Consider the following 15,044-nt stretch of genomic DNA (forward strand, 5'->3'; position numbering starts at 1 on the left):
CGTGCGGCTGCTCGGGCCGTCTCGTCGATCGCGGCGGAGCTCGGCGTCGAGCCCGAGCGCACTGCCTGAGCGTCGGGGGCGGCGCCTAGGCTCGTCCCGGAAGCGGCGCGACCCCCGCACCCCGATCCGAGGAGGAGCCCATGGCCGCCGAGCCCGCGATGCGCCCCACCGGCGAGACGGTGGACGCCGTGCTCGACCGCGTCACCGGCCCGCGCCGCGCGGAGGCCGACGACCTCCTCGAGCTGCTCGGCGAGGTCAGCGGCGAGGAGCCGGTGGTCTGGGCGGGCCGGATCGTCGGCTTCGGCGAGCGCGAGTACCGCTACGAGAGCGGTCACGGCGGGCGCGAGCCGCTGCTGGCCTTCGCGACCGGGTCGAGGCAGCACACCGTCTACCTGGCGAACGACTTCGCCGGCCGCTGGCCCGAGCTCGTCGAGCGGCTCGGCACGCCCCGCACGAGCACGGTCTGCCTGTACCTGACCCGCCTCACCGGCGTCGACTGCGAGGCGCTGCGCGAGCTGCTGCGGCGCACGCTCGACGCGACGGGCACCGACGTCACGGGCGAGACCACGGGCGGCTCGGCCGCCTGACGCGCTCGGCCGCGCCGTCACTCCGTCGGCGGCCTCCGGTTGTGCTTCGTCTCCGAGCGCCGCCCCTTCGCCTCGAGCCGCCGGCGCTGCGACCCGCGCGTGGGCCGCGTCGCCCGGCGCACGAGCTCGGGCATCACGGCCTCGCGCAGCAGCGCCGCCAGCCGCGCCCGCGCCGCGACGCGGTTGTCGCGCTGCGAGCGATGCTCGGAGGCGGCGATCGTCAGCACCGAGCCGGCGAGCCGCGGCGCGAGCCGCGCGAGCACCCGCGCGCGCTGCACCTCGGTGAGGGCGGTCGTCGTCGCGAGGTCGATGCTCAGCTGCACGCGCGAGTCCGTCGTGTTCACGCCCTGCCCGCCCGGCCCGGACGAGCGCGAGAACTGCTCGGCGAGCTCCGCCGCGGGGACGACGAGCCCGCGCGGAGCGCCCGGCCCCGGCGGCACGCGCAGCTCGTCCATGCCCCGATCCTCGCATCGCGCGCCGGTCGGGCGGGCCCGCCGGGCCTGGGAGGATCGAGGCATGACCGCAACGCTCGTCGCGCAGGGCCTCGCCGGCGGCCACGGCCACCGCACGCTCTTCGACTCCCTCGACCTCACCGTCGCGCCCGGCGACGTCGTGGGCGTCGTCGGCGCGAACGGCGCCGGCAAGTCGACGCTGCTGCGCATCCTCGGCGGCGACCTCGAGCCGCAGGCGGGCACGGTGCACCTCGCGCCCGCCGACGCGTTCGTCGGCTGGCTGCCGCAGGAGCACGAGCGCGTCGAGGGCGAGACGGTCGCCGCCTACATCGGCCGCCGCACCGGCTGCGCGCAGGCGACGCGCGACATGGACGAGGCGGCGGAGGCGCTCGGCGACCCCGCGAAGGCGGCGGCCGGCGTCGACCCGGCCGATGCCTACGCATCCGCCCTCGAGCGGTGGCTCGCGAGCGGCGCCGCCGACCTCGACGAGCGGCTGCCCGTCGTGCTCGCCGAGCTCGGCCTCGACCTCGGCGACGACCCCGAGGAGGCGCTCATGACGAGCCTCTCCGGTGGCCAGACCGCCCGCGTCGGCCTCGCCGCGCTGCTGCTCAGCCGCTTCGACGTCGTGCTGCTCGACGAGCCCACGAACGACCTCGACCTCGACGGGCTCGAGCGGCTGGAGGCGTTCGTGCAGGGGCTCCGCGGCGGCGTCGTGCTCGTCAGCCACGACCGCGAGTTCCTCGCCCGCTGCGTCACCCGGGTGCTCGAGCTCGACCTCGCGCAGGGCTCGAACCGCGTCTACGGCGGCGGCTACGAGTCGTACCTGGAGGAGCGGGCGAGCCTGCGTCGCCACGCGCGCGAGGCGTACGACGAGTTCGCCGACAAGAAGGCCGACCTCGTCGCGCGCGCCCGCACGCAGCGCGAGTGGTCGAGCCAGGGCGTGCGCAACGCCATGAAGAAGGCGCCCGACAACGACAAGAACCGCCGCCGCGCGATGACGGAGTCGAGCGAGAAGCAGGCGCAGAAGGTTCGTCAGATGGAGAGCCGCATCGCGCGCCTCGAGGAGGTCGAGGAGCCGCGCAAGGAGTGGCAGCTGCAGCTGACGATCGGCGAGGCGCCGCGCTCCAGCACCGTCGTCTCGAGCCTCGACGGGGCGATCGTGCGGCAGGGCTCGTTCGAGCTCGGCCCCGTCTCGCTGCAGGTGAACGCGGGCGAGCGCATCGGCATCACCGGCCCGAACGGCGCCGGCAAGTCGACGCTCCTGCGCACCCTCCTCGGCCGCCGCGAGCCGGATGCGGGCCGCGCGAGCATGGGCGCGAGCGTCCAGCTGGGTGAGATCGATCAAGCGCGCTCGCGGCTCGTGGGGGAGCGGCCGCTCGCCGACGCGTTCGAGGCGCTCGTGCCCGAGATGGCCTCCGGCGACGTGCGCACCCTGCTGGCCAAGTTCGGCCTCCGCGCCGACCACGTGCTCCGGCCCGTCGACGAGCTCTCGCCCGGCGAGCGCACCCGCGCCGCGCTCGCGCTGCTGCAGGCGCGCGGCGTCAACCTGCTCGTGCTCGACGAGCCCACCAACCACCTCGACCTGCCCGCCATCGAGCAGCTCGAGCAGGCGCTCGAGTCGTACCGCGGCACGCTGCTGCTCGTCACGCACGACCGGCGGATGCTCGAGACCGTGCAGGTCGACCGCCGCTGGCACGTGGAGGCGGGCCGCGTCCGCGAGCTGTAGTCCCTCGCGGCGCGCGACAGGTGCGGCCGCACCGCTCGGGTGCCGGTAGACCCGCACCCCAGCGGTGCAGGCGCACCCGTCGGCGCACAGCGCGGCGCGGCTGAGCGGGTACGGGGCGGCGAGCGCATCGCCCGCGCTCAGGCGCCGCCTCGGCGGGCGCCGTAGCCTCCAGGCATGACGCAGCAGCAGCGCACGGCCTGGGACGCAGCGGCCGATGCCGAGTTCGTCTCGCTCGGCACCTTCCGGCGCAGCGGCGCCGTCGTCCGCACGCCGGTGTGGATCGCCCGCTCGGGCGACCGCCTCGTCGTCACGACCGAGCGCAGCACCGGCAAGGTGAAGCGAATCCGCAACGACGCGCGGGTCGTGATGGCGCCGTGCGGCCGGATGGGCAAGGTCGACGAGGGCGCGCATGACGTCGAGGGCACGGCCGCGATCCTCACCGACGAGCGCGAGATCGCCGCGGCGAACGCGGCGCTCGCCCGCGCCTACGGCTTCCAGTACCGCGCGTTCCTCGGCGTGGAGCGGCTCGTGCGCCGCATCCAGCGCAGGCCCGGCGACCGCGTGATCCTCGCGATCGAGCCCGCGACGAGCTGACCGCTCAGGCGAAGCGCACGAACGCGCGCAGCGAGCCCGGCGCCACGTCGCGGACCTCGGCGAACCCCAGCGCCTCGTAGAACGCGCGCTGCGCCGGCTCGTCGTCGGTGAGCAGCACGTGCTGCCGCACCGCGGCGTAGGGCGCGAAGACCGCCTCGAGCAGCGCGCGGCCGATGCCGCGGCGATGCGCATCCGGATGCACGAGCACGTCCTGCAGGTAGACGATCGTGGCGCCGTCGCCCACGACGCGGGCCAGCCCGACGAGCCGGCCGCGGTCGCGCGCCGTCACGATCCGCAGCGAACCTGCGACGCCGCGCTCCAGCGCCTCCGGGTCGCGCGTGTACGCCACCCACCCATTGGCGTCGTAGAGCTCGACCAGCTCCGCGCGGGTCGGTCGGTCGTCGTCCGCGATCGTCGGCTCGGCACGCATGCGTCCATCTTCGCGCGCCGGTCGCGGGGAGCGATCCGACCGGCGCGCCGCGCCTCAGCTCGCCGGGTCGTACATGAACATCCGCAGCTCCTGCGGCGTGCGGCAGCCGGCCGCGATCCGAGCCGCCCAGTGCTCGGCCTCCTCGCGCGAGGCGACCCGCACGACGCAGAAGCCGCCGTCGAGCTGGTTCGACGACGGCTCCTGCGAGCCGTCCGGATGCACGAGCACGGGCGCCGTGGACTCGTCGAGGCCGCCGGCGAACACGTAGACGCCCGCGGCCTTCGCGTCCTCGATCGCCTCGTGCGAGGTGCGCACGACCTCCGGGAACTCCTCCTCCGTGAGCCGCATCGTCGCGCTCGGGAACGAGATCAGGTAGTGGTCCATGGGCCCATCCTGGCGGCCGCCGCCCACCGTGTCACCCGGTCGGCGCGAGGTGCACGCGGTGGTCGTCCAGCGCGCGTCGGAACGACCACCGCGTGCACCAGCCGGAAGCAGCGAGCTAGCGCACGCCCCACGCGTACGTCTGCTGCTGCAGCTTCAGGTACATGAGCGTGTCGGTCTCCCGCACGCCCTCGATCGCGCGGATCCGGCCCGAGACGAGCTCGAGCAGGTGCGCGTCCGACTCGCACACGACCTCCGCCAGCACGTCGTACGAGCCGGCCGTGATGACCACGTAGTCGACCTCCTGCATCGCCGCGAGCGCCTCCGCGACCGGCTCGAGCGGCCCGGCCACGCGGATGCCGATCATGGCCTGCCGGTCGAAGCCGAGCTGCATCGGGTCGGTCACCGCCACGATCTGCACGACCCCCGCATCCGTCAGCCGCTTCACGCGCTTCCGGATCGCCGTCTCGCTCAGCCCGACGGTCTCGGCGATCGACGCGTACGGCGCCCGGCCGTCGCGCTGCAGCTCAGCGATGATCGCCTTGTCCTGGGCGTCGAGCATGCTCACAGCCGCGACCACGCCTCCGTGAGCACCCCGCGCAGCACCTGCTCGATCTCGTCGAAGTGCGACTGGTCGCAGATGAGCGGCGGCGAGAGCTGGATGACGGGGTCGCCGCGGTCGTCGGCGCGGCAGTAGAGGCCCGCGTCGAACAGCGCGGTCGAGAGGAAGCCGCGCAGCAGCCGCTCGCTCTCGGCGTCGTCGAAGGTCTCCTTCGTGGCCTTGTCCTTCACGAGCTCGAGGCCGTAGAAGTAGCCGTCGCCGCGCACGTCGCCGACGATCGGGAGGTCGGAGAGGCGCTCGAGCGTGGCGCGGAAGCCGGCCTCGTTCGCGCGCACGTGCTCGAGCACGCCCTCCTGCTCGAAGATCTGCAGGTTCTTGAGGCCCACGGCCGTCGCGACCGGGTGGCCGCCGAACGTGTACCCGTGCGCGAACATCGCGCCGGGCTCCCGGAACGGCTCGAACAGCCTGGCGCTCGCGATCATCGCCCCGAGCGGGGCGTAGCCGGAGGTGAGGCCCTTCGCGCACGTGATGATGTCGGGCTGGTAGCCGTAGCGCTCGGCGCCGAACATCGTGCCGAGCCGGCCGAAGGCACAGATCACCTCGTCCGAGACGAGCAGCACGTCGTGCCGGTCGCAGATCTCGCGCACCCGCTGGAAGTAGCCGGGCGGCGGCGGGAAGCAGCCGCCGGCGTTCTGCACCGGCTCGAGGAAGACGGCGGCGACGGTGTCGGGCCCCTCCTGCTCGATGGCGACCTCGATCTGGTCTGCGGCCCAGCGGCCGAACGCCTCGGGGTCGTCGCCGTGCAGCGGCGCGCGGTAGATGTTCGTGCTCGGCACGCGGAACGTCGAGGGCACGAGCGGCTCGAACATCTGCTTGAGCGCGGGTAGCCCCGTGATCGACAGCGCCCCGTGCGTGGTGCCGTGGTACGCGATCGCGCGGCTGATGACCTTGTGCTTCTGCGGCTTGCCGGTGAGGCGGAAGTAGTTCTTCGCGAGCTTCCACGCCGACTCCACCGCCTCGCCGCCGCCGCTCGTGAAGAACACGTGGTCGAGGTCGCCGGGCGCGAGCGAGGCGACCTTCTCGGCCAGCTCGCGGGCGCTCGGGTGCGCGTACGACCAGAGCGGGAAGTACGCGAGCGTCGACGCCTGCTCCGCGGCGACCGCGGCGAGGTCGGTGCGGCCGTGGCCGAGCTGGTTCACGAAGAGCCCCGCGAGCCCATCGAGGTAGCGCTTGCCGCGGTCGTCCCAGATGTACGCGCCCTCGCCGCGCACGATGACCGGGGCCTTGTCGGCCCCCGCCATCCGGCTGAAGTGCATCCACAGGTGGTCGGCGGGCGTGCTCATGCGGTTCGTCTCCTCGTCGGTCCGCTCGTCCTCGAGCGGGGTTCCGTGTCGTCGCGGTCGTTGGGGGATGGGCGAGGTGGATGCGCGGCGCGCGCCGGCGGGTGCGGGCGCGCGCCGCGCGGGTCAGTCGGCGGCCGGCACGCAGAGCACCGGCCGGCGGCTGAGGTGCAGCAGCTTGTGGGGCGTGGAGCCGAGGATCGCGCCGCGCATCGGGCTCTCGCCCCACGTGCCGACGACGATGACGCTCGCGTCGTGCGCCTCCGCCTGCTCGAGCAGCGCCTCCGTGGGCCGCGCCGAGACGAGCTGCGTCACGGCCTCGACGCCCGCCGCCTCCGCGGCGGCGACGGCGTGCCCGACGGCGGTGCTGCCGAGCTGCTGGAGCGCCGCCTCGTGGCTGCGCGCCTCCTCGCCGAGCCCGCCGGGCGGGGCGGTGCCGTAGACGATCACGAGCCGCTCGCCGAAGCGCCGGGCGACGTCGATCGCGGTGGTGAGCGCGGCGCGGGCGCCGGGCGACTCGTCGTAGCCGAGGACGACGCTCACGAGCCGGCCCCGTCGGTCGCGCGGGCGCGCTCGCGCTCGGCCTCGAATCGGACGATGTCGAGCTCGGCGGTGCTCGGCCGCTCCTGCCAGAAGCGGCGGTCGCGGAAGTACCAGATCACCATGAGCACCACGCCGGTGACGAAGATGCCGATGCCGATCACGAGCGGCGGCCCGAGCCCGAACCAGGCGGTCTCGGAGTACGAGTTCTCGGGGTTGCCGTAGTCGATGATCGCCGCGACGAGCAGCCAGATGAGCAGCAGCGAGCCGAGCACGGGGCCGACGCCGATGAGCACGAAGTTCTTCACGCTCGCGGTGAGGCGCTTGCGGAAGTAGATCGCGCAGGCGATGCCGGTGAGCGCGTAGTAGAAGGCGATGAGCAGGCCGAGCGCGGTGAGGGTGTCCCACAGCGCGGTCTCGCTGAGCAGGCCCACCACGAGGTAGTAGGCGCTCGCGATGCCGGCCACCCACCATGTCGACACGTCGGGCGTGCGGAAGCGGGGGTGGATCCGGCCGAACATCTTCGGGAACGCGCCGCGGCGGGCCATGCTGAGGCCCGTTCGGGAGGCGGGGATGATCGTCGTCTGCGTCGAGGCGATGGCCGAGGTGGCGACCGAGAGCATCACGACCCAGGCCCACGGGCCCATGGTGTCGCTCGCGAGCACCTGGAAGATCGCGTCCTCCTCGTCGGCGGTCTCTGCGAGGAACGCGTCGCCCGCGAGCGCGACGACCGCGATCGTCACCGACAGGTAGGTGACGACGAGCACGATCGTCGACCAGATGGCCGCCTTGCCGGGCGCCTGCGAGGAGTTCGTCGTCTCCTCGGTGAGGTTCACCGACGACTCCCATCCCCAGTAGGCGAAGACGCCGAGCAGCAGGCCCGCGGTCACGCCGGTCCAGCCGCCGCCGAAGGGGTTGAGCCACTCCCACGAGGGGGTGATGGAGTCGAACGCCGAGGTGTTCGTGAACACCTGGTAGAGCGCGACGCCCGCGAAGGTGAGCAGCGAGAGCACCTGGAACACGATGAGCACGTTCTGCAGCCGCGCCGAGATCTCGGTGCCCCACACGCAGATCGCGGTCATCACGAAGATCAGCACGATGGTGAGGACGCGGATCCAGAACGGGTCGTAGGCGAGGTCCTCGAGCCCGACGGTGAGCAGCGAGTAGCGCACGCCCACCTCGGCGAGGGAGCCGACGATGAGCACGCCGGTCATGGCGATCGCCCAGCCGCCGATCCACCCGAACCAGGGGCCCATGGCGCGCGTGACCCAGGAGAAGGTGGTGCCGCAGTCCTGGTCGACGGTGTTGAGGTAGTAGAAGGCGGAGGCGATGAGCAGCATCGGCACGAAGCTCGCGAGCATGATGCCCGGGGCGTGCACGCCGGTGTAGAGCACGAGGCCGCCGATGATGGCGGCGATCGTGTAGGCGGGCGAGGTGGATGCGAGGCCGATGACGAGGGCGTCGAAGAAGCCGATGGCGTTCGACTTCAGCCGCGGGGCGTCGGCGCGGGCGGGGACGGTGCTGGGGTCGGTCACAGGAGCTCCCTCAGGGGCCAGGGGGCGGATACCGAGGCGCAACCCGCACGGAGGTGCTGCATCCGTCCTTCTTGCCCGCTGACACTACTGATTCCGTCGTCGTTCCGCTAGAGTCGCCGGAAACCGAGCCCGAACCCGTCGACGGCGACGCCGTCGCGGCCCGAGAGGAGTGGACTCCATGCGCATCCTGCTGGTCGGAGCCGGAGGGGTCGGCGGCGCGTTCGCGGCCATCGCCGCGCGCCGCGACTTCTACGAGACGATCGTCATCGCCGACTACGACCGGGCGCGCGCCGAGCGCGCCGCCGCGGTCGACGACCGCTTCGTCGCCGGCCAGGTCGATGCCTCCGATCCCGCCTCCGTCGCGGCCCTCTGCCGCGAGCACGGCATCACGCACGTCATGAACGCCGTCGACCCGCGCTTCGTGATGCCGATCTTCGACGGCGCGCTGCAGGCGGGCGCCGACTACCTCGACATGGCGATGAGCCTCTCGACCCGCCACCCCGAGCAGCCGTACGAGAAGGTCGGGCTCAAGCTCGGCGACGAGCAGTTCGCCAAGGCGGGGGAGTGGGAGGCCGCGGGCCGCCTCGCGCTCGTCGGCATGGGCGTCGAGCCCGGCATGTCCGACGTCTTCGCGCGCTACGCCGCCGACGAGCTGTTCTCGTCGATCACCGAGCTCGGCACGCGCGACGGCGCGAACCTCGCCGTGCACGACGACGACGGCAACGAGATCTTCGCGCCGTCGTTCTCGATCTGGACGACGATCGAGGAGTGCCTCAACCCGCCCGTCATCTGGGAGAAGGGGCGCCGCGACGTCGACGGCGGCTGGTTCACCACGGCGCCGTTCAGCGAGCCGGAGGTGTTCGACTTCCCGGAGGGCATCGGCCCGGTCGAGTGCGTCAACGTCGAGCACGAGGAGGTGCTCCTCATGCCGCGCTGGATCGACGCGGAGCGCGTCACCTTCAAGTACGGCCTGGGCGCCGAGTTCATCGGCGTGCTGCAGACGCTCCACACCCTCGGCCTCGACCGCACCGAGAAGGTGCGCGTCGGCGGCGTCGAGGTGTCGCCGCGCGATGTCGTCGCGGCCGTGCTGCCGGATCCGGCCTCCATCGGCCCGGTCATGACGGGCAAGACCTGCGCGGGCGTGTGGGTGCGCGGCACGGGGAAGGACGGCGAGCCGCGCTCGACGTACCTGTACCACGTGGTCGACAACGAGTGGTCGATGGAGGAGTACGGCCACCAGTGCGTCGTGTGGCAGACGGCCATCAACCCGGTGATCGCGCTTGAGCTGCTGGCGACGGGCGTGTGGTCCGGATCCGGTGTGCTGGGCCCCGAGGCCTTGCCGCCGAAGCCGTTCCTCGACATGCTCGTCGAGTACGGCAGCCCGTGGGGATCCATGGAGGTGCCGCAGCAGTAGGCGCGGAGGCTCGCGCGACGGCGAGGTGGGGACCGAGATGCCGTCGCGCGCCTCCGCCGCCTCTGCGGCGGCCCGCTCCGCGCCGCGTCCGGCTCGATTCGGGTACCGAACTGCGGCCCGACGCCGATCGCGCCCGCAGATCGGTACCCGAACCGCCTGCTGGCCGCGTGCACCAGGCGCGCAGGGCTCGCCCGGATGCGCTCGGTAGCGTGCCCGGATGCGCGAGCATCCGTCGACCGACGACCTGCTGCCCGACGACCTGCGCCGCGGGCGCATCGCCCGGCAGGACGGCCGCACCTGGCTGATCACGGGCGCCACGAACGGCGTGGGACGCGAGGTCGCGCGGGCCGCGGCCGCGGCGGGTGCGCGGGTCGTGGTGCCCGCCCGGGATGCGGCCAGGGGCGCGGCGCTCGCGGCCGAGCTCGAGCGCTGCGGCGGATCGGCCCGCGCGCTGGCGCTCGATCTCGCCGAACTCGCCTCGATCGAGGCCTTCGGCGCCGCGCTCGACGAGCCGGTCGACGTGCTGGTGCACAACGCCGGCGCGGTCGTGCCGCGCCGCCGCGAGACCGTCGACGGCTTCGAGCTCGTGCTCGGCACGAACCTCCTCGGCCCGCACGCGCTCACGTGCCGCATCGCCGACCGGCTGCGCGGCCGCACGGTGGTGGTCGGCTCGGGCGCGCACCGCGCCGGGCGCATCGACGCCGCGGATCCGCACTTCCGCCACCGCCGCTGGTCGATCGCCGCCGCCTACGCGCAGTCGAAGCTCGGCGACATGCTGTGGGCGCGGGCGCTGCAGCCGCGCCTCGCGGCGCGCGACGACCGCCTCGACGTCCAGCTCGCGCATCCGGGCTGGGCGCGCACGAACATCCAGAACGTCACGGGCAGCCGGGCGCTCGACCGGCTCGTGACCGTCGCCACGCGGCCGCTGTCGCAGCCCGCGGCCGACGGCGCCCTGCCGATCCTCGCCGCCGCGGTCGCCGACCTCCCGCCGCTGACCTACGTCGGCCCCGACGGCTGGCGCCGGTGGCGCGGCGCGCCCGCGATCGAGCGGCCGTCGGAGCTCGCGCTCGACGACCGGGCAGCGGAGGCGGCGTGGGCGCTCTGCGTGCGCGAGACCGGGCTCGACCTGCCGGGCTGAGGGGGCGGCCGCACCCGCAGCGCTCAGCAGTCCGCGAGCGGGAGCCGCGCGACCTCCTCGTGCAGCGGCGCGCGGCCGCGCCCGAGCAGCTGCGAGTCGACGAGCACCACCTCGTGGACCGTCCACTCCCGCGACGCCCAGCCGTCGAGCACCCGCAGCCATCGCAGGGCGCTGCGGTCGCGCGGCGGGCGCGCGAGCGTGAGGTGCGGCTCGAAGCGCCGCCCGTCCGGCGCGGCGCCGGCGTCGTTCGCGGCGCCGCGGACGCGGCGGGCGAGCCGCTCGAGGTCGGCGCGCCCGCGGTCGACGCCGAGCCACAGGACCGACGGGCGGTCCGGATGCGGGAAGGCGCCGGAGCCGCCCAGCCGGCAGCCGAACGGTGCGAGGTCGACGACAGCCGCCGCGAGCCGCTCCACGAGCGGCTCCACCGCGCGCTCTGGCACGGAGGGCAGGAAGGCCAGCGTCAGGTGCATCCGCTCGGCCCGCGTCCAGCGCAGGCCCTCGCGCGGCTCGAGGAACGCGGCGAGCGACTCGCGCACGTCCTCGGGCGGCACGACGGCCGCGAACATCCGGCGCCCCATCCGCCCACGCTAGCCGCGGCCGCCGCTCCCTGGGCGAGCGTGTCGGGGGACGGGAGTAGCGTGCGGCATCCCAGATCAGGAGGCGATCATGACCGACGACACGCAGGCCCACGAGCACCCCTCGGGCGAGGGCGAGACGATCGGCGCCACGAGCGACGCGCAGGACCCGGCGCTCGAGAAGGACCCGGCCGACTGGGTCAGCGGCGACGACCCGATGACCGAGGCGCAGCGCTCCTACCTCGACACGCTCGCGAAGCAGGCGGGCGAGGAGCTGCCCGCCGATCTCACGAAGGCAGAGGCGTCGCAGCACATCGACCGGCTGCGCGGCGCGGAGTAGGCGACGGGGAGGGGGTCGATCATGGCGTTCCGCAAGGGCGACGAGGTGAGCTGGAGCACGAGCCAGGGGACGACCCACGGCACCGTGCAGGAGAAGCGCACGAAGGACTTCCAGTTCGAGAAGCAGCAGTTCCGGGCTTCGGAGGACGAGCCGTACTACATCGTCGAGTCCGCCAAGACGGGCGCGAAGGCAGCCCACAAGGAGTCGGCGCTCACCAAGCGGTGACGGCGGCGATCGCCCTGGCGGCGGGCGCGACAGCGCCCTAGGCTCGCGACCATGAGCGAGCTGCGCCTCCGCGCCACCCTCCAGCAGCGCGGGCCCGCGGCCGCGATCGTGCTCACCGACGAGCAGGTCGCCACGCTCGGCAGCGCCAAGGCGCCGCCCGTGACGCTCACGATCGGCGGCAGGACCGTGCAGGCGCGCATCGGCCGGATGGGCGGCGAGAACCTGCTGGGCCTCAGCCGCGAGCGCCGCGAGGCGCTCGGCGTCGAGGCCGGCGACGAGGTCGACGCCGTCATCGCGCTCGACGACGGGGAGCGCGCGATCGAGCTGCCGACGGCGCTCGCCGAGGCGCTCGAGCACGACCCTGCTGCCAAGGCCGCCTTCGACGCGCTCGCGCCGTCGCGCCGGAAGGAGCTCGCGCGGCAGATCGCCGAGGCGAAGCAGGAGGCGACGCGCTCGCGCCGGCTCGCGAAGGCCCTCGACGAGCTGCGCGGCGCCGCGACCTGATCCGCGGGTCCACGGCGGGCGCTCAGCGCGGCGGCGCGAGCTCGTCGAGCCGCCCCAGCCGATCGGCGGCGCGCGCCGCCCGCGCCCGCTCGTCGAGCTCCCACCACGCGTCGCCGCGCTCGCCGAGCCCCTCCTTCGCCAGCTGCACGCGGTCGCGCGCCGCGCGCCGCTCCGCCTCGGAGCCCGCGCGGCCCACCGCGGAGCGGGCGCGCCCCAGGTGCGAGCGCAGCCGGTCCGCGACCTCTCGATCGAGCGACGGGTCCTCGGCCCGCCAGCGCCGGCCGTCCACGACGATCCAGCGCCCGTCGTCGGTGCGCTCCACGTCGTCCCGTGCCGCCATGCCCGTGATCCTCGCACTCGGTCCCGGGGGCTAGCCTGGCCGCGAGGAGGCGGGATGCTCGAGGCGCTGCTGTGGGGCGGGATCGCCGCCGCGTCGCTGCTGCTCGGCGCCGTGCTCGCCGTCGTGCGCCCCTGGTCCGACACGGCGATCGGCCTCGTGCTCGCATTCGGCGCGGGCGCCCTCATCGCCGGCGTCGCGTTCGAGCTCGCGGAGGCCGGGATCGAGACGGGCGGACCGGTGGGCGTGGGCGTCGGCCTCGCGCTCGGCGCGGTCGCCTACGTCGCCGCCGACCGTGCAGTCGAGCGCTGGTCGGGCCGCCGCGGCGGGGGAGCGGCGGGGGCGCCGCTCGCGATCGGCGCGCTGCTCGACGGCATCCCCGAGCAGGCGGTGCTCGGCATCGGGCTCGCCGCGGGCGGCGGCGTGAGCCTCGCCCTGCTCGTCGCGGTGTTCGTCTCGAACCTGCCGGAGGCGATCGGCGCCTCCGCCGACATGCGCCGAGACGGCCGCTCGCGCCGCTTCGTGCTGCTGCTGTGGACGGGCGTCGCGATCGTCTGCGCGCTCGCGGCCGTCGGCGGCCGGCTCGTCGCCGATGCCGCGCCGCCCGAGCTGGTCGGCGGCATCGACGGCTTCGCCGCGGGCGCGCTGCTCGTCATGCTCATCGACGCGATGATCCCGGAGGCGCGCGCGAAGGCGAAGGACGGCGCCGGCCTCGCCACCGTGGTCGGCTTCGCGGTGGCCGCGGCGCTCTCGCTCCTGACCGAATGACGCGGCCCTGCGCGGCTCGGCCCGGCGGCGCAGCCCAGCGCGGCTCGGCCGGCGCCCCTCAGCCCAGCACGACCGGCACGTGCCGCGGGTGCGAGGGCCGCGCGGTGATCGGCACGCGCACCGTGAGCATGCCGTCGGCGTACGTCGCGGCGATGGCCGCCTCGTCGGCGCCCTGCGGGAGCCGCACGCTGCGCGCGAGCGCGCCGTAGCGGAAGCCCTGCCGCTGCGGCGGCGCATCGGGGTGGCGCTCGGCGTGGATCGTGAGCACGCCGCGGTCGACGGTCACGTCGATGTCGCGGCCCGCGTCGAGCCCCGGCAGCTCGGCGCGCACGACGAGCCCGCCCTCCTCGGCGAGCTCCTCCACGCGGATGCCCGGGAGCGGGCCGCGGCCGTCCCAGCCGCCCAGCAGGGCGACGGCGTCGACCCACTCGGTGAAGGTCGGGAAGACCGGCTGGCGGCGCTCGGCGGATGCGGTCATGGGATCCTCCCTCCGAGGCGGCGATGCCTGGCCTCCCATCGTCCTCCTCGGCGCTCGCCGCGGCAACGGCGGATGCGCCGCTGTGGTTCGATGCATCCATGACCGACGTCGACGTCCCCCGCGTCGTGCAGGCGAGCCGCCTGGTCGCGGCTCCCGCCGAGGTGATCTTCGAGCACATCGCCGACCCGGCGCGCCAGCCGGCCTGGGACGGCAACGACAACCTCGCGGAGGCGGCGCCGGGCCAGCGCATCCGGGCCGTGGGCGACGTCTTCACGATGACCCTCACGAACGGCGCCGTGCGCGAGAACCACGTCGTCGAGCTCGAGGAGGGCAGCCGGATCGCGTGGCTGCCCGCGGTGCCGGGCGAGGAGCCGCCCGGGCACCTGTGGCGCTGGGAGCTGCGGCCCGAGGGCACGGGCACTCGCGTGACCCACACGTACGACTGGAGCGGCCTGCACGACGAGTCGCGCATGGCGCGGGCGCGCGCGACGGCGCCCGCGCAGCTGATCGCCTCGATCGACCGCCTCGCGGGCGTCGTCGAGGCCTAGCGCGCGCCGCTACTGCTGCTGCGCGTCGCGCTGCTGGTCGACGTAGCGCTGCTGGTCGTCGCGGCCGTCCTGCTCGGCGGCCTGCTGCTCGGGAGTCTCGTCCTCGATGCCGTCGCCGTGCGCGGGCCGCCCCGTGTCCGGGTCGATGCCGGCGCCCTCCGCGCCGTCGGTGAACTCGCCGTGGCGGGAGTCGAAGGATCCGGCCGTGCCGCTCGTCGCGGGGACCGTCTCGTCGGCCCGGGTGCCGGGCTTGGCCGCGCCCTCGCGCAGCTCGTCGCTGGTGCTCATGCGGCCGAACCTAGGCCCGGTCCCTGGGAGCGGGCGGCAGGGTTCGCATGCGCCCGCCATGCGAGCAGGGGCCGACCTGCGGCGCTCCCGCGCCGGTCCTGGGCGGATCCGGGGCACGAGAGGGTACGATGGTCCCGGCGTCAGCGCGCCGGCCACCGCTCCGGTGCCGTTCCATCGGCACCGCCCGTGCGCCGCAGCCGCTCTCGCCGGCTCGAGCCGCACCGCGTCCCGCCGGTGCCGCCGAGCGAGACCCTCGGGGCCGCTCCGCCGGTCCCGCCTCGA

Annotated in this window: 21 protein-coding genes; 10 read left to right on the plus strand and 11 right to left on the minus strand. The window is 74.6% G+C overall.

Going from position 1 to position 15,044, the window contains the following annotated elements:
- The first annotated feature begins 140 nt into the window (after positions 1–140).
- Complete coding sequence (locus IEW90_RS04950) at positions 141–587, plus strand: DUF1801 domain-containing protein (protein WP_188716639.1); 447 nt, start codon at positions 141–143, stop codon at positions 585–587.
- Between the two features lie 17 nt (positions 588–604).
- Here the strand turns inward: IEW90_RS04950 and arfB are convergent, their stop codons facing one another.
- Positions 605–1,042 (minus strand): alternative ribosome rescue aminoacyl-tRNA hydrolase ArfB, encoded by a 438-nt coding sequence (arfB, locus tag IEW90_RS04955; protein ID WP_188716640.1) that lies wholly within the window; start codon positions 1,040–1,042, stop codon positions 605–607.
- A gap of 61 nt (positions 1,043–1,103) precedes the next feature.
- Here arfB and IEW90_RS04960 point away from each other — a divergent pair, with 61 nt between their 5' ends.
- Positions 1,104–2,765: an ABC-F family ATP-binding cassette domain-containing protein gene (locus IEW90_RS04960; RefSeq protein ID WP_188716642.1), complete on the plus strand. Its 1,662-nt coding sequence runs from the start codon at positions 1,104–1,106 to the stop codon at positions 2,763–2,765.
- Positions 2,766–2,939: 174 nt separating this feature from the next.
- Complete coding sequence (locus IEW90_RS04965; RefSeq protein ID WP_188716644.1) at positions 2,940–3,359, plus strand: PPOX class F420-dependent oxidoreductase; 420 nt, start codon at positions 2,940–2,942, stop codon at positions 3,357–3,359.
- A gap of 4 nt (positions 3,360–3,363) precedes the next feature.
- On the opposite strand, the gene IEW90_RS04970 is transcribed toward IEW90_RS04965, so the two are convergent.
- From IEW90_RS04970 to IEW90_RS04995, 6 genes are all read right to left on the minus strand, one after another.
- Entirely contained in the window at positions 3,364–3,789 is a 426-nt protein-coding gene (locus tag IEW90_RS04970) for a GNAT family N-acetyltransferase (RefSeq protein ID WP_188716646.1), read from the minus strand.
- 54 nt (positions 3,790–3,843) lie between these two features.
- Entirely contained in the window at positions 3,844–4,173 is a 330-nt protein-coding gene (locus tag IEW90_RS04975; RefSeq protein ID WP_188716648.1) for a YciI family protein, read from the minus strand.
- A gap of 115 nt (positions 4,174–4,288) precedes the next feature.
- A complete protein-coding gene (locus tag IEW90_RS04980) occupies positions 4,289–4,732 on the minus strand; it encodes an Lrp/AsnC family transcriptional regulator (RefSeq protein WP_188716650.1) in 444 nt (147 codons plus the stop codon).
- Positions 4,733–4,734: 2 nt separating this feature from the next.
- Positions 4,735–6,075, minus strand: a complete 1,341-nt coding sequence (locus tag IEW90_RS04985) for an aspartate aminotransferase family protein (RefSeq protein ID WP_188716652.1) — start codon at positions 6,073–6,075, stop codon at positions 4,735–4,737.
- 123 nt (positions 6,076–6,198) lie between these two features.
- Positions 6,199–6,615: a universal stress protein gene (locus tag IEW90_RS04990; RefSeq protein ID WP_188716655.1), complete on the minus strand. Its 417-nt coding sequence runs from the start codon at positions 6,613–6,615 to the stop codon at positions 6,199–6,201.
- Positions 6,612–8,147 (minus strand): APC family permease, encoded by a 1,536-nt coding sequence (locus IEW90_RS04995; protein WP_188716657.1) that lies wholly within the window; start codon positions 8,145–8,147, stop codon positions 6,612–6,614. The genes IEW90_RS04990 and IEW90_RS04995 overlap by 4 nt, the downstream gene beginning before the upstream one ends.
- A 178-nt stretch (positions 8,148–8,325) precedes the next feature.
- Between IEW90_RS04995 and IEW90_RS05000 the strand changes: the two genes are divergently transcribed.
- Both IEW90_RS05000 and IEW90_RS05005 read left to right on the plus strand, forming a co-directional pair.
- On the plus strand, positions 8,326–9,561 hold the full coding sequence (locus IEW90_RS05000; RefSeq protein ID WP_188716660.1) for a saccharopine dehydrogenase family protein: 1,236 nt from the start codon (positions 8,326–8,328) through the stop codon (positions 9,559–9,561).
- Positions 9,562–9,778: 217 nt separating this feature from the next.
- Positions 9,779–10,699: an SDR family NAD(P)-dependent oxidoreductase gene (locus tag IEW90_RS05005; protein WP_188716662.1), complete on the plus strand. Its 921-nt coding sequence runs from the start codon at positions 9,779–9,781 to the stop codon at positions 10,697–10,699.
- A 23-nt stretch (positions 10,700–10,722) separates the two neighbouring features.
- Here IEW90_RS05005 and thpR read toward each other — a convergent pair whose 3' ends face one another.
- Entirely contained in the window at positions 10,723–11,277 is a 555-nt protein-coding gene (thpR, locus tag IEW90_RS05010) for an RNA 2',3'-cyclic phosphodiesterase (protein ID WP_188716665.1), read from the minus strand.
- An 88-nt stretch (positions 11,278–11,365) separates the two neighbouring features.
- Between thpR and IEW90_RS05015 the strand changes: the two genes are divergently transcribed.
- The 3 genes from IEW90_RS05015 to IEW90_RS05025 are packed head-to-tail and all read left to right on the plus strand — an operon-like array spanning position 11,366 to position 12,343.
- Positions 11,366–11,614, plus strand: a complete 249-nt coding sequence (locus tag IEW90_RS05015) for a DUF3072 domain-containing protein (protein WP_188716667.1) — start codon at positions 11,366–11,368, stop codon at positions 11,612–11,614.
- Between the two features lie 21 nt (positions 11,615–11,635).
- On the plus strand, positions 11,636–11,839 hold the full coding sequence (locus tag IEW90_RS05020; RefSeq protein ID WP_188716669.1) for a hypervirulence associated TUDOR domain-containing protein: 204 nt from the start codon (positions 11,636–11,638) through the stop codon (positions 11,837–11,839).
- A gap of 51 nt (positions 11,840–11,890) precedes the next feature.
- A complete protein-coding gene (locus tag IEW90_RS05025) occupies positions 11,891–12,343 on the plus strand; it encodes a YdeI/OmpD-associated family protein (RefSeq protein ID WP_188716671.1) in 453 nt (150 codons plus the stop codon).
- A 22-nt stretch (positions 12,344–12,365) separates the two neighbouring features.
- Here the strand turns inward: IEW90_RS05025 and IEW90_RS05030 are convergent, their stop codons facing one another.
- Positions 12,366–12,683, minus strand: coding sequence for a biopolymer transporter Tol (locus tag IEW90_RS05030; RefSeq protein ID WP_188716673.1), 318 nt, complete (start codon positions 12,681–12,683; stop codon positions 12,366–12,368).
- A gap of 54 nt (positions 12,684–12,737) precedes the next feature.
- Between IEW90_RS05030 and IEW90_RS05035 the strand changes: the two genes are divergently transcribed.
- Positions 12,738–13,448, plus strand: coding sequence for a ZIP family metal transporter (locus IEW90_RS05035; RefSeq protein WP_188716675.1), 711 nt, complete (start codon positions 12,738–12,740; stop codon positions 13,446–13,448).
- Positions 13,449–13,506: 58 nt separating this feature from the next.
- On the opposite strand, the gene IEW90_RS05040 is transcribed toward IEW90_RS05035, so the two are convergent.
- The gene (locus tag IEW90_RS05040; RefSeq protein ID WP_188716677.1) at positions 13,507–13,926 is read right to left on the minus strand and encodes an Hsp20/alpha crystallin family protein; all 420 of its coding nucleotides are present in this window, start codon (positions 13,924–13,926) and stop codon (positions 13,507–13,509) included.
- A 98-nt stretch (positions 13,927–14,024) separates the two neighbouring features.
- Here IEW90_RS05040 and IEW90_RS05045 point away from each other — a divergent pair, with 98 nt between their 5' ends.
- Entirely contained in the window at positions 14,025–14,474 is a 450-nt protein-coding gene (locus IEW90_RS05045; RefSeq protein ID WP_188716679.1) for an SRPBCC family protein, read from the plus strand.
- Between the two features lie 9 nt (positions 14,475–14,483).
- Here IEW90_RS05045 and IEW90_RS05050 read toward each other — a convergent pair whose 3' ends face one another.
- Entirely contained in the window at positions 14,484–14,762 is a 279-nt protein-coding gene (locus tag IEW90_RS05050; RefSeq protein ID WP_188716682.1) for a hypothetical protein, read from the minus strand.
- Between the last annotated feature and the right edge of the window lie 282 nt (positions 14,763–15,044).

Source organism: Agrococcus terreus (assembly GCF_014645235.1).
Classification (GTDB): Bacteria; Actinomycetota; Actinomycetes; order Actinomycetales; family Microbacteriaceae; genus Agrococcus; species Agrococcus terreus.

What these genes read in the sequence shown, in the direction of transcription:
- thpR (WP_188716665.1), bottom strand. Translation starts at nt 11,277, where the DNA reads ATGGGGCGCCGGATGTTCGCGGCCGTCGTGCCGCCCGAGGACGTGCGC.
- IEW90_RS04960 (WP_188716642.1), top strand. Translation starts at nt 1,104, where the DNA reads ATGACCGCAACGCTCGTCGCGCAGGGCCTCGCCGGCGGCCACGGCCAC.
- IEW90_RS05025 (WP_188716671.1), top strand. Translation starts at nt 11,891, where the DNA reads ATGAGCGAGCTGCGCCTCCGCGCCACCCTCCAGCAGCGCGGGCCCGCG.
- IEW90_RS04985 (WP_188716652.1), bottom strand. Translation starts at nt 6,075, where the DNA reads ATGAGCACGCCCGCCGACCACCTGTGGATGCACTTCAGCCGGATGGCG.
- IEW90_RS04970 (WP_188716646.1), bottom strand. Translation starts at nt 3,789, where the DNA reads ATGCGTGCCGAGCCGACGATCGCGGACGACGACCGACCGACCCGCGCG.
- IEW90_RS05000 (WP_188716660.1), top strand. Translation starts at nt 8,326, where the DNA reads ATGCGCATCCTGCTGGTCGGAGCCGGAGGGGTCGGCGGCGCGTTCGCG.
- IEW90_RS04980 (WP_188716650.1), bottom strand. Translation starts at nt 4,732, where the DNA reads ATGCTCGACGCCCAGGACAAGGCGATCATCGCTGAGCTGCAGCGCGAC.
- IEW90_RS05045 (WP_188716679.1), top strand. Translation starts at nt 14,025, where the DNA reads ATGACCGACGTCGACGTCCCCCGCGTCGTGCAGGCGAGCCGCCTGGTC.
- IEW90_RS05035 (WP_188716675.1), top strand. Translation starts at nt 12,738, where the DNA reads ATGCTCGAGGCGCTGCTGTGGGGCGGGATCGCCGCCGCGTCGCTGCTG.
- IEW90_RS05050 (WP_188716682.1), bottom strand. Translation starts at nt 14,762, where the DNA reads ATGAGCACCAGCGACGAGCTGCGCGAGGGCGCGGCCAAGCCCGGCACC.
- arfB (WP_188716640.1), bottom strand. Translation starts at nt 1,042, where the DNA reads ATGGACGAGCTGCGCGTGCCGCCGGGGCCGGGCGCTCCGCGCGGGCTC.
- IEW90_RS04950 (WP_188716639.1), top strand. Translation starts at nt 141, where the DNA reads ATGGCCGCCGAGCCCGCGATGCGCCCCACCGGCGAGACGGTGGACGCC.
- IEW90_RS05015 (WP_188716667.1), top strand. Translation starts at nt 11,366, where the DNA reads ATGACCGACGACACGCAGGCCCACGAGCACCCCTCGGGCGAGGGCGAG.
- IEW90_RS05005 (WP_188716662.1), top strand. Translation starts at nt 9,779, where the DNA reads ATGCGCGAGCATCCGTCGACCGACGACCTGCTGCCCGACGACCTGCGC.
- IEW90_RS05020 (WP_188716669.1), top strand. Translation starts at nt 11,636, where the DNA reads ATGGCGTTCCGCAAGGGCGACGAGGTGAGCTGGAGCACGAGCCAGGGG.
- IEW90_RS04965 (WP_188716644.1), top strand. Translation starts at nt 2,940, where the DNA reads ATGACGCAGCAGCAGCGCACGGCCTGGGACGCAGCGGCCGATGCCGAG.
- IEW90_RS05030 (WP_188716673.1), bottom strand. Translation starts at nt 12,683, where the DNA reads ATGGCGGCACGGGACGACGTGGAGCGCACCGACGACGGGCGCTGGATC.
- IEW90_RS04975 (WP_188716648.1), bottom strand. Translation starts at nt 4,173, where the DNA reads ATGGACCACTACCTGATCTCGTTCCCGAGCGCGACGATGCGGCTCACG.
- IEW90_RS05040 (WP_188716677.1), bottom strand. Translation starts at nt 13,926, where the DNA reads ATGACCGCATCCGCCGAGCGCCGCCAGCCGGTCTTCCCGACCTTCACC.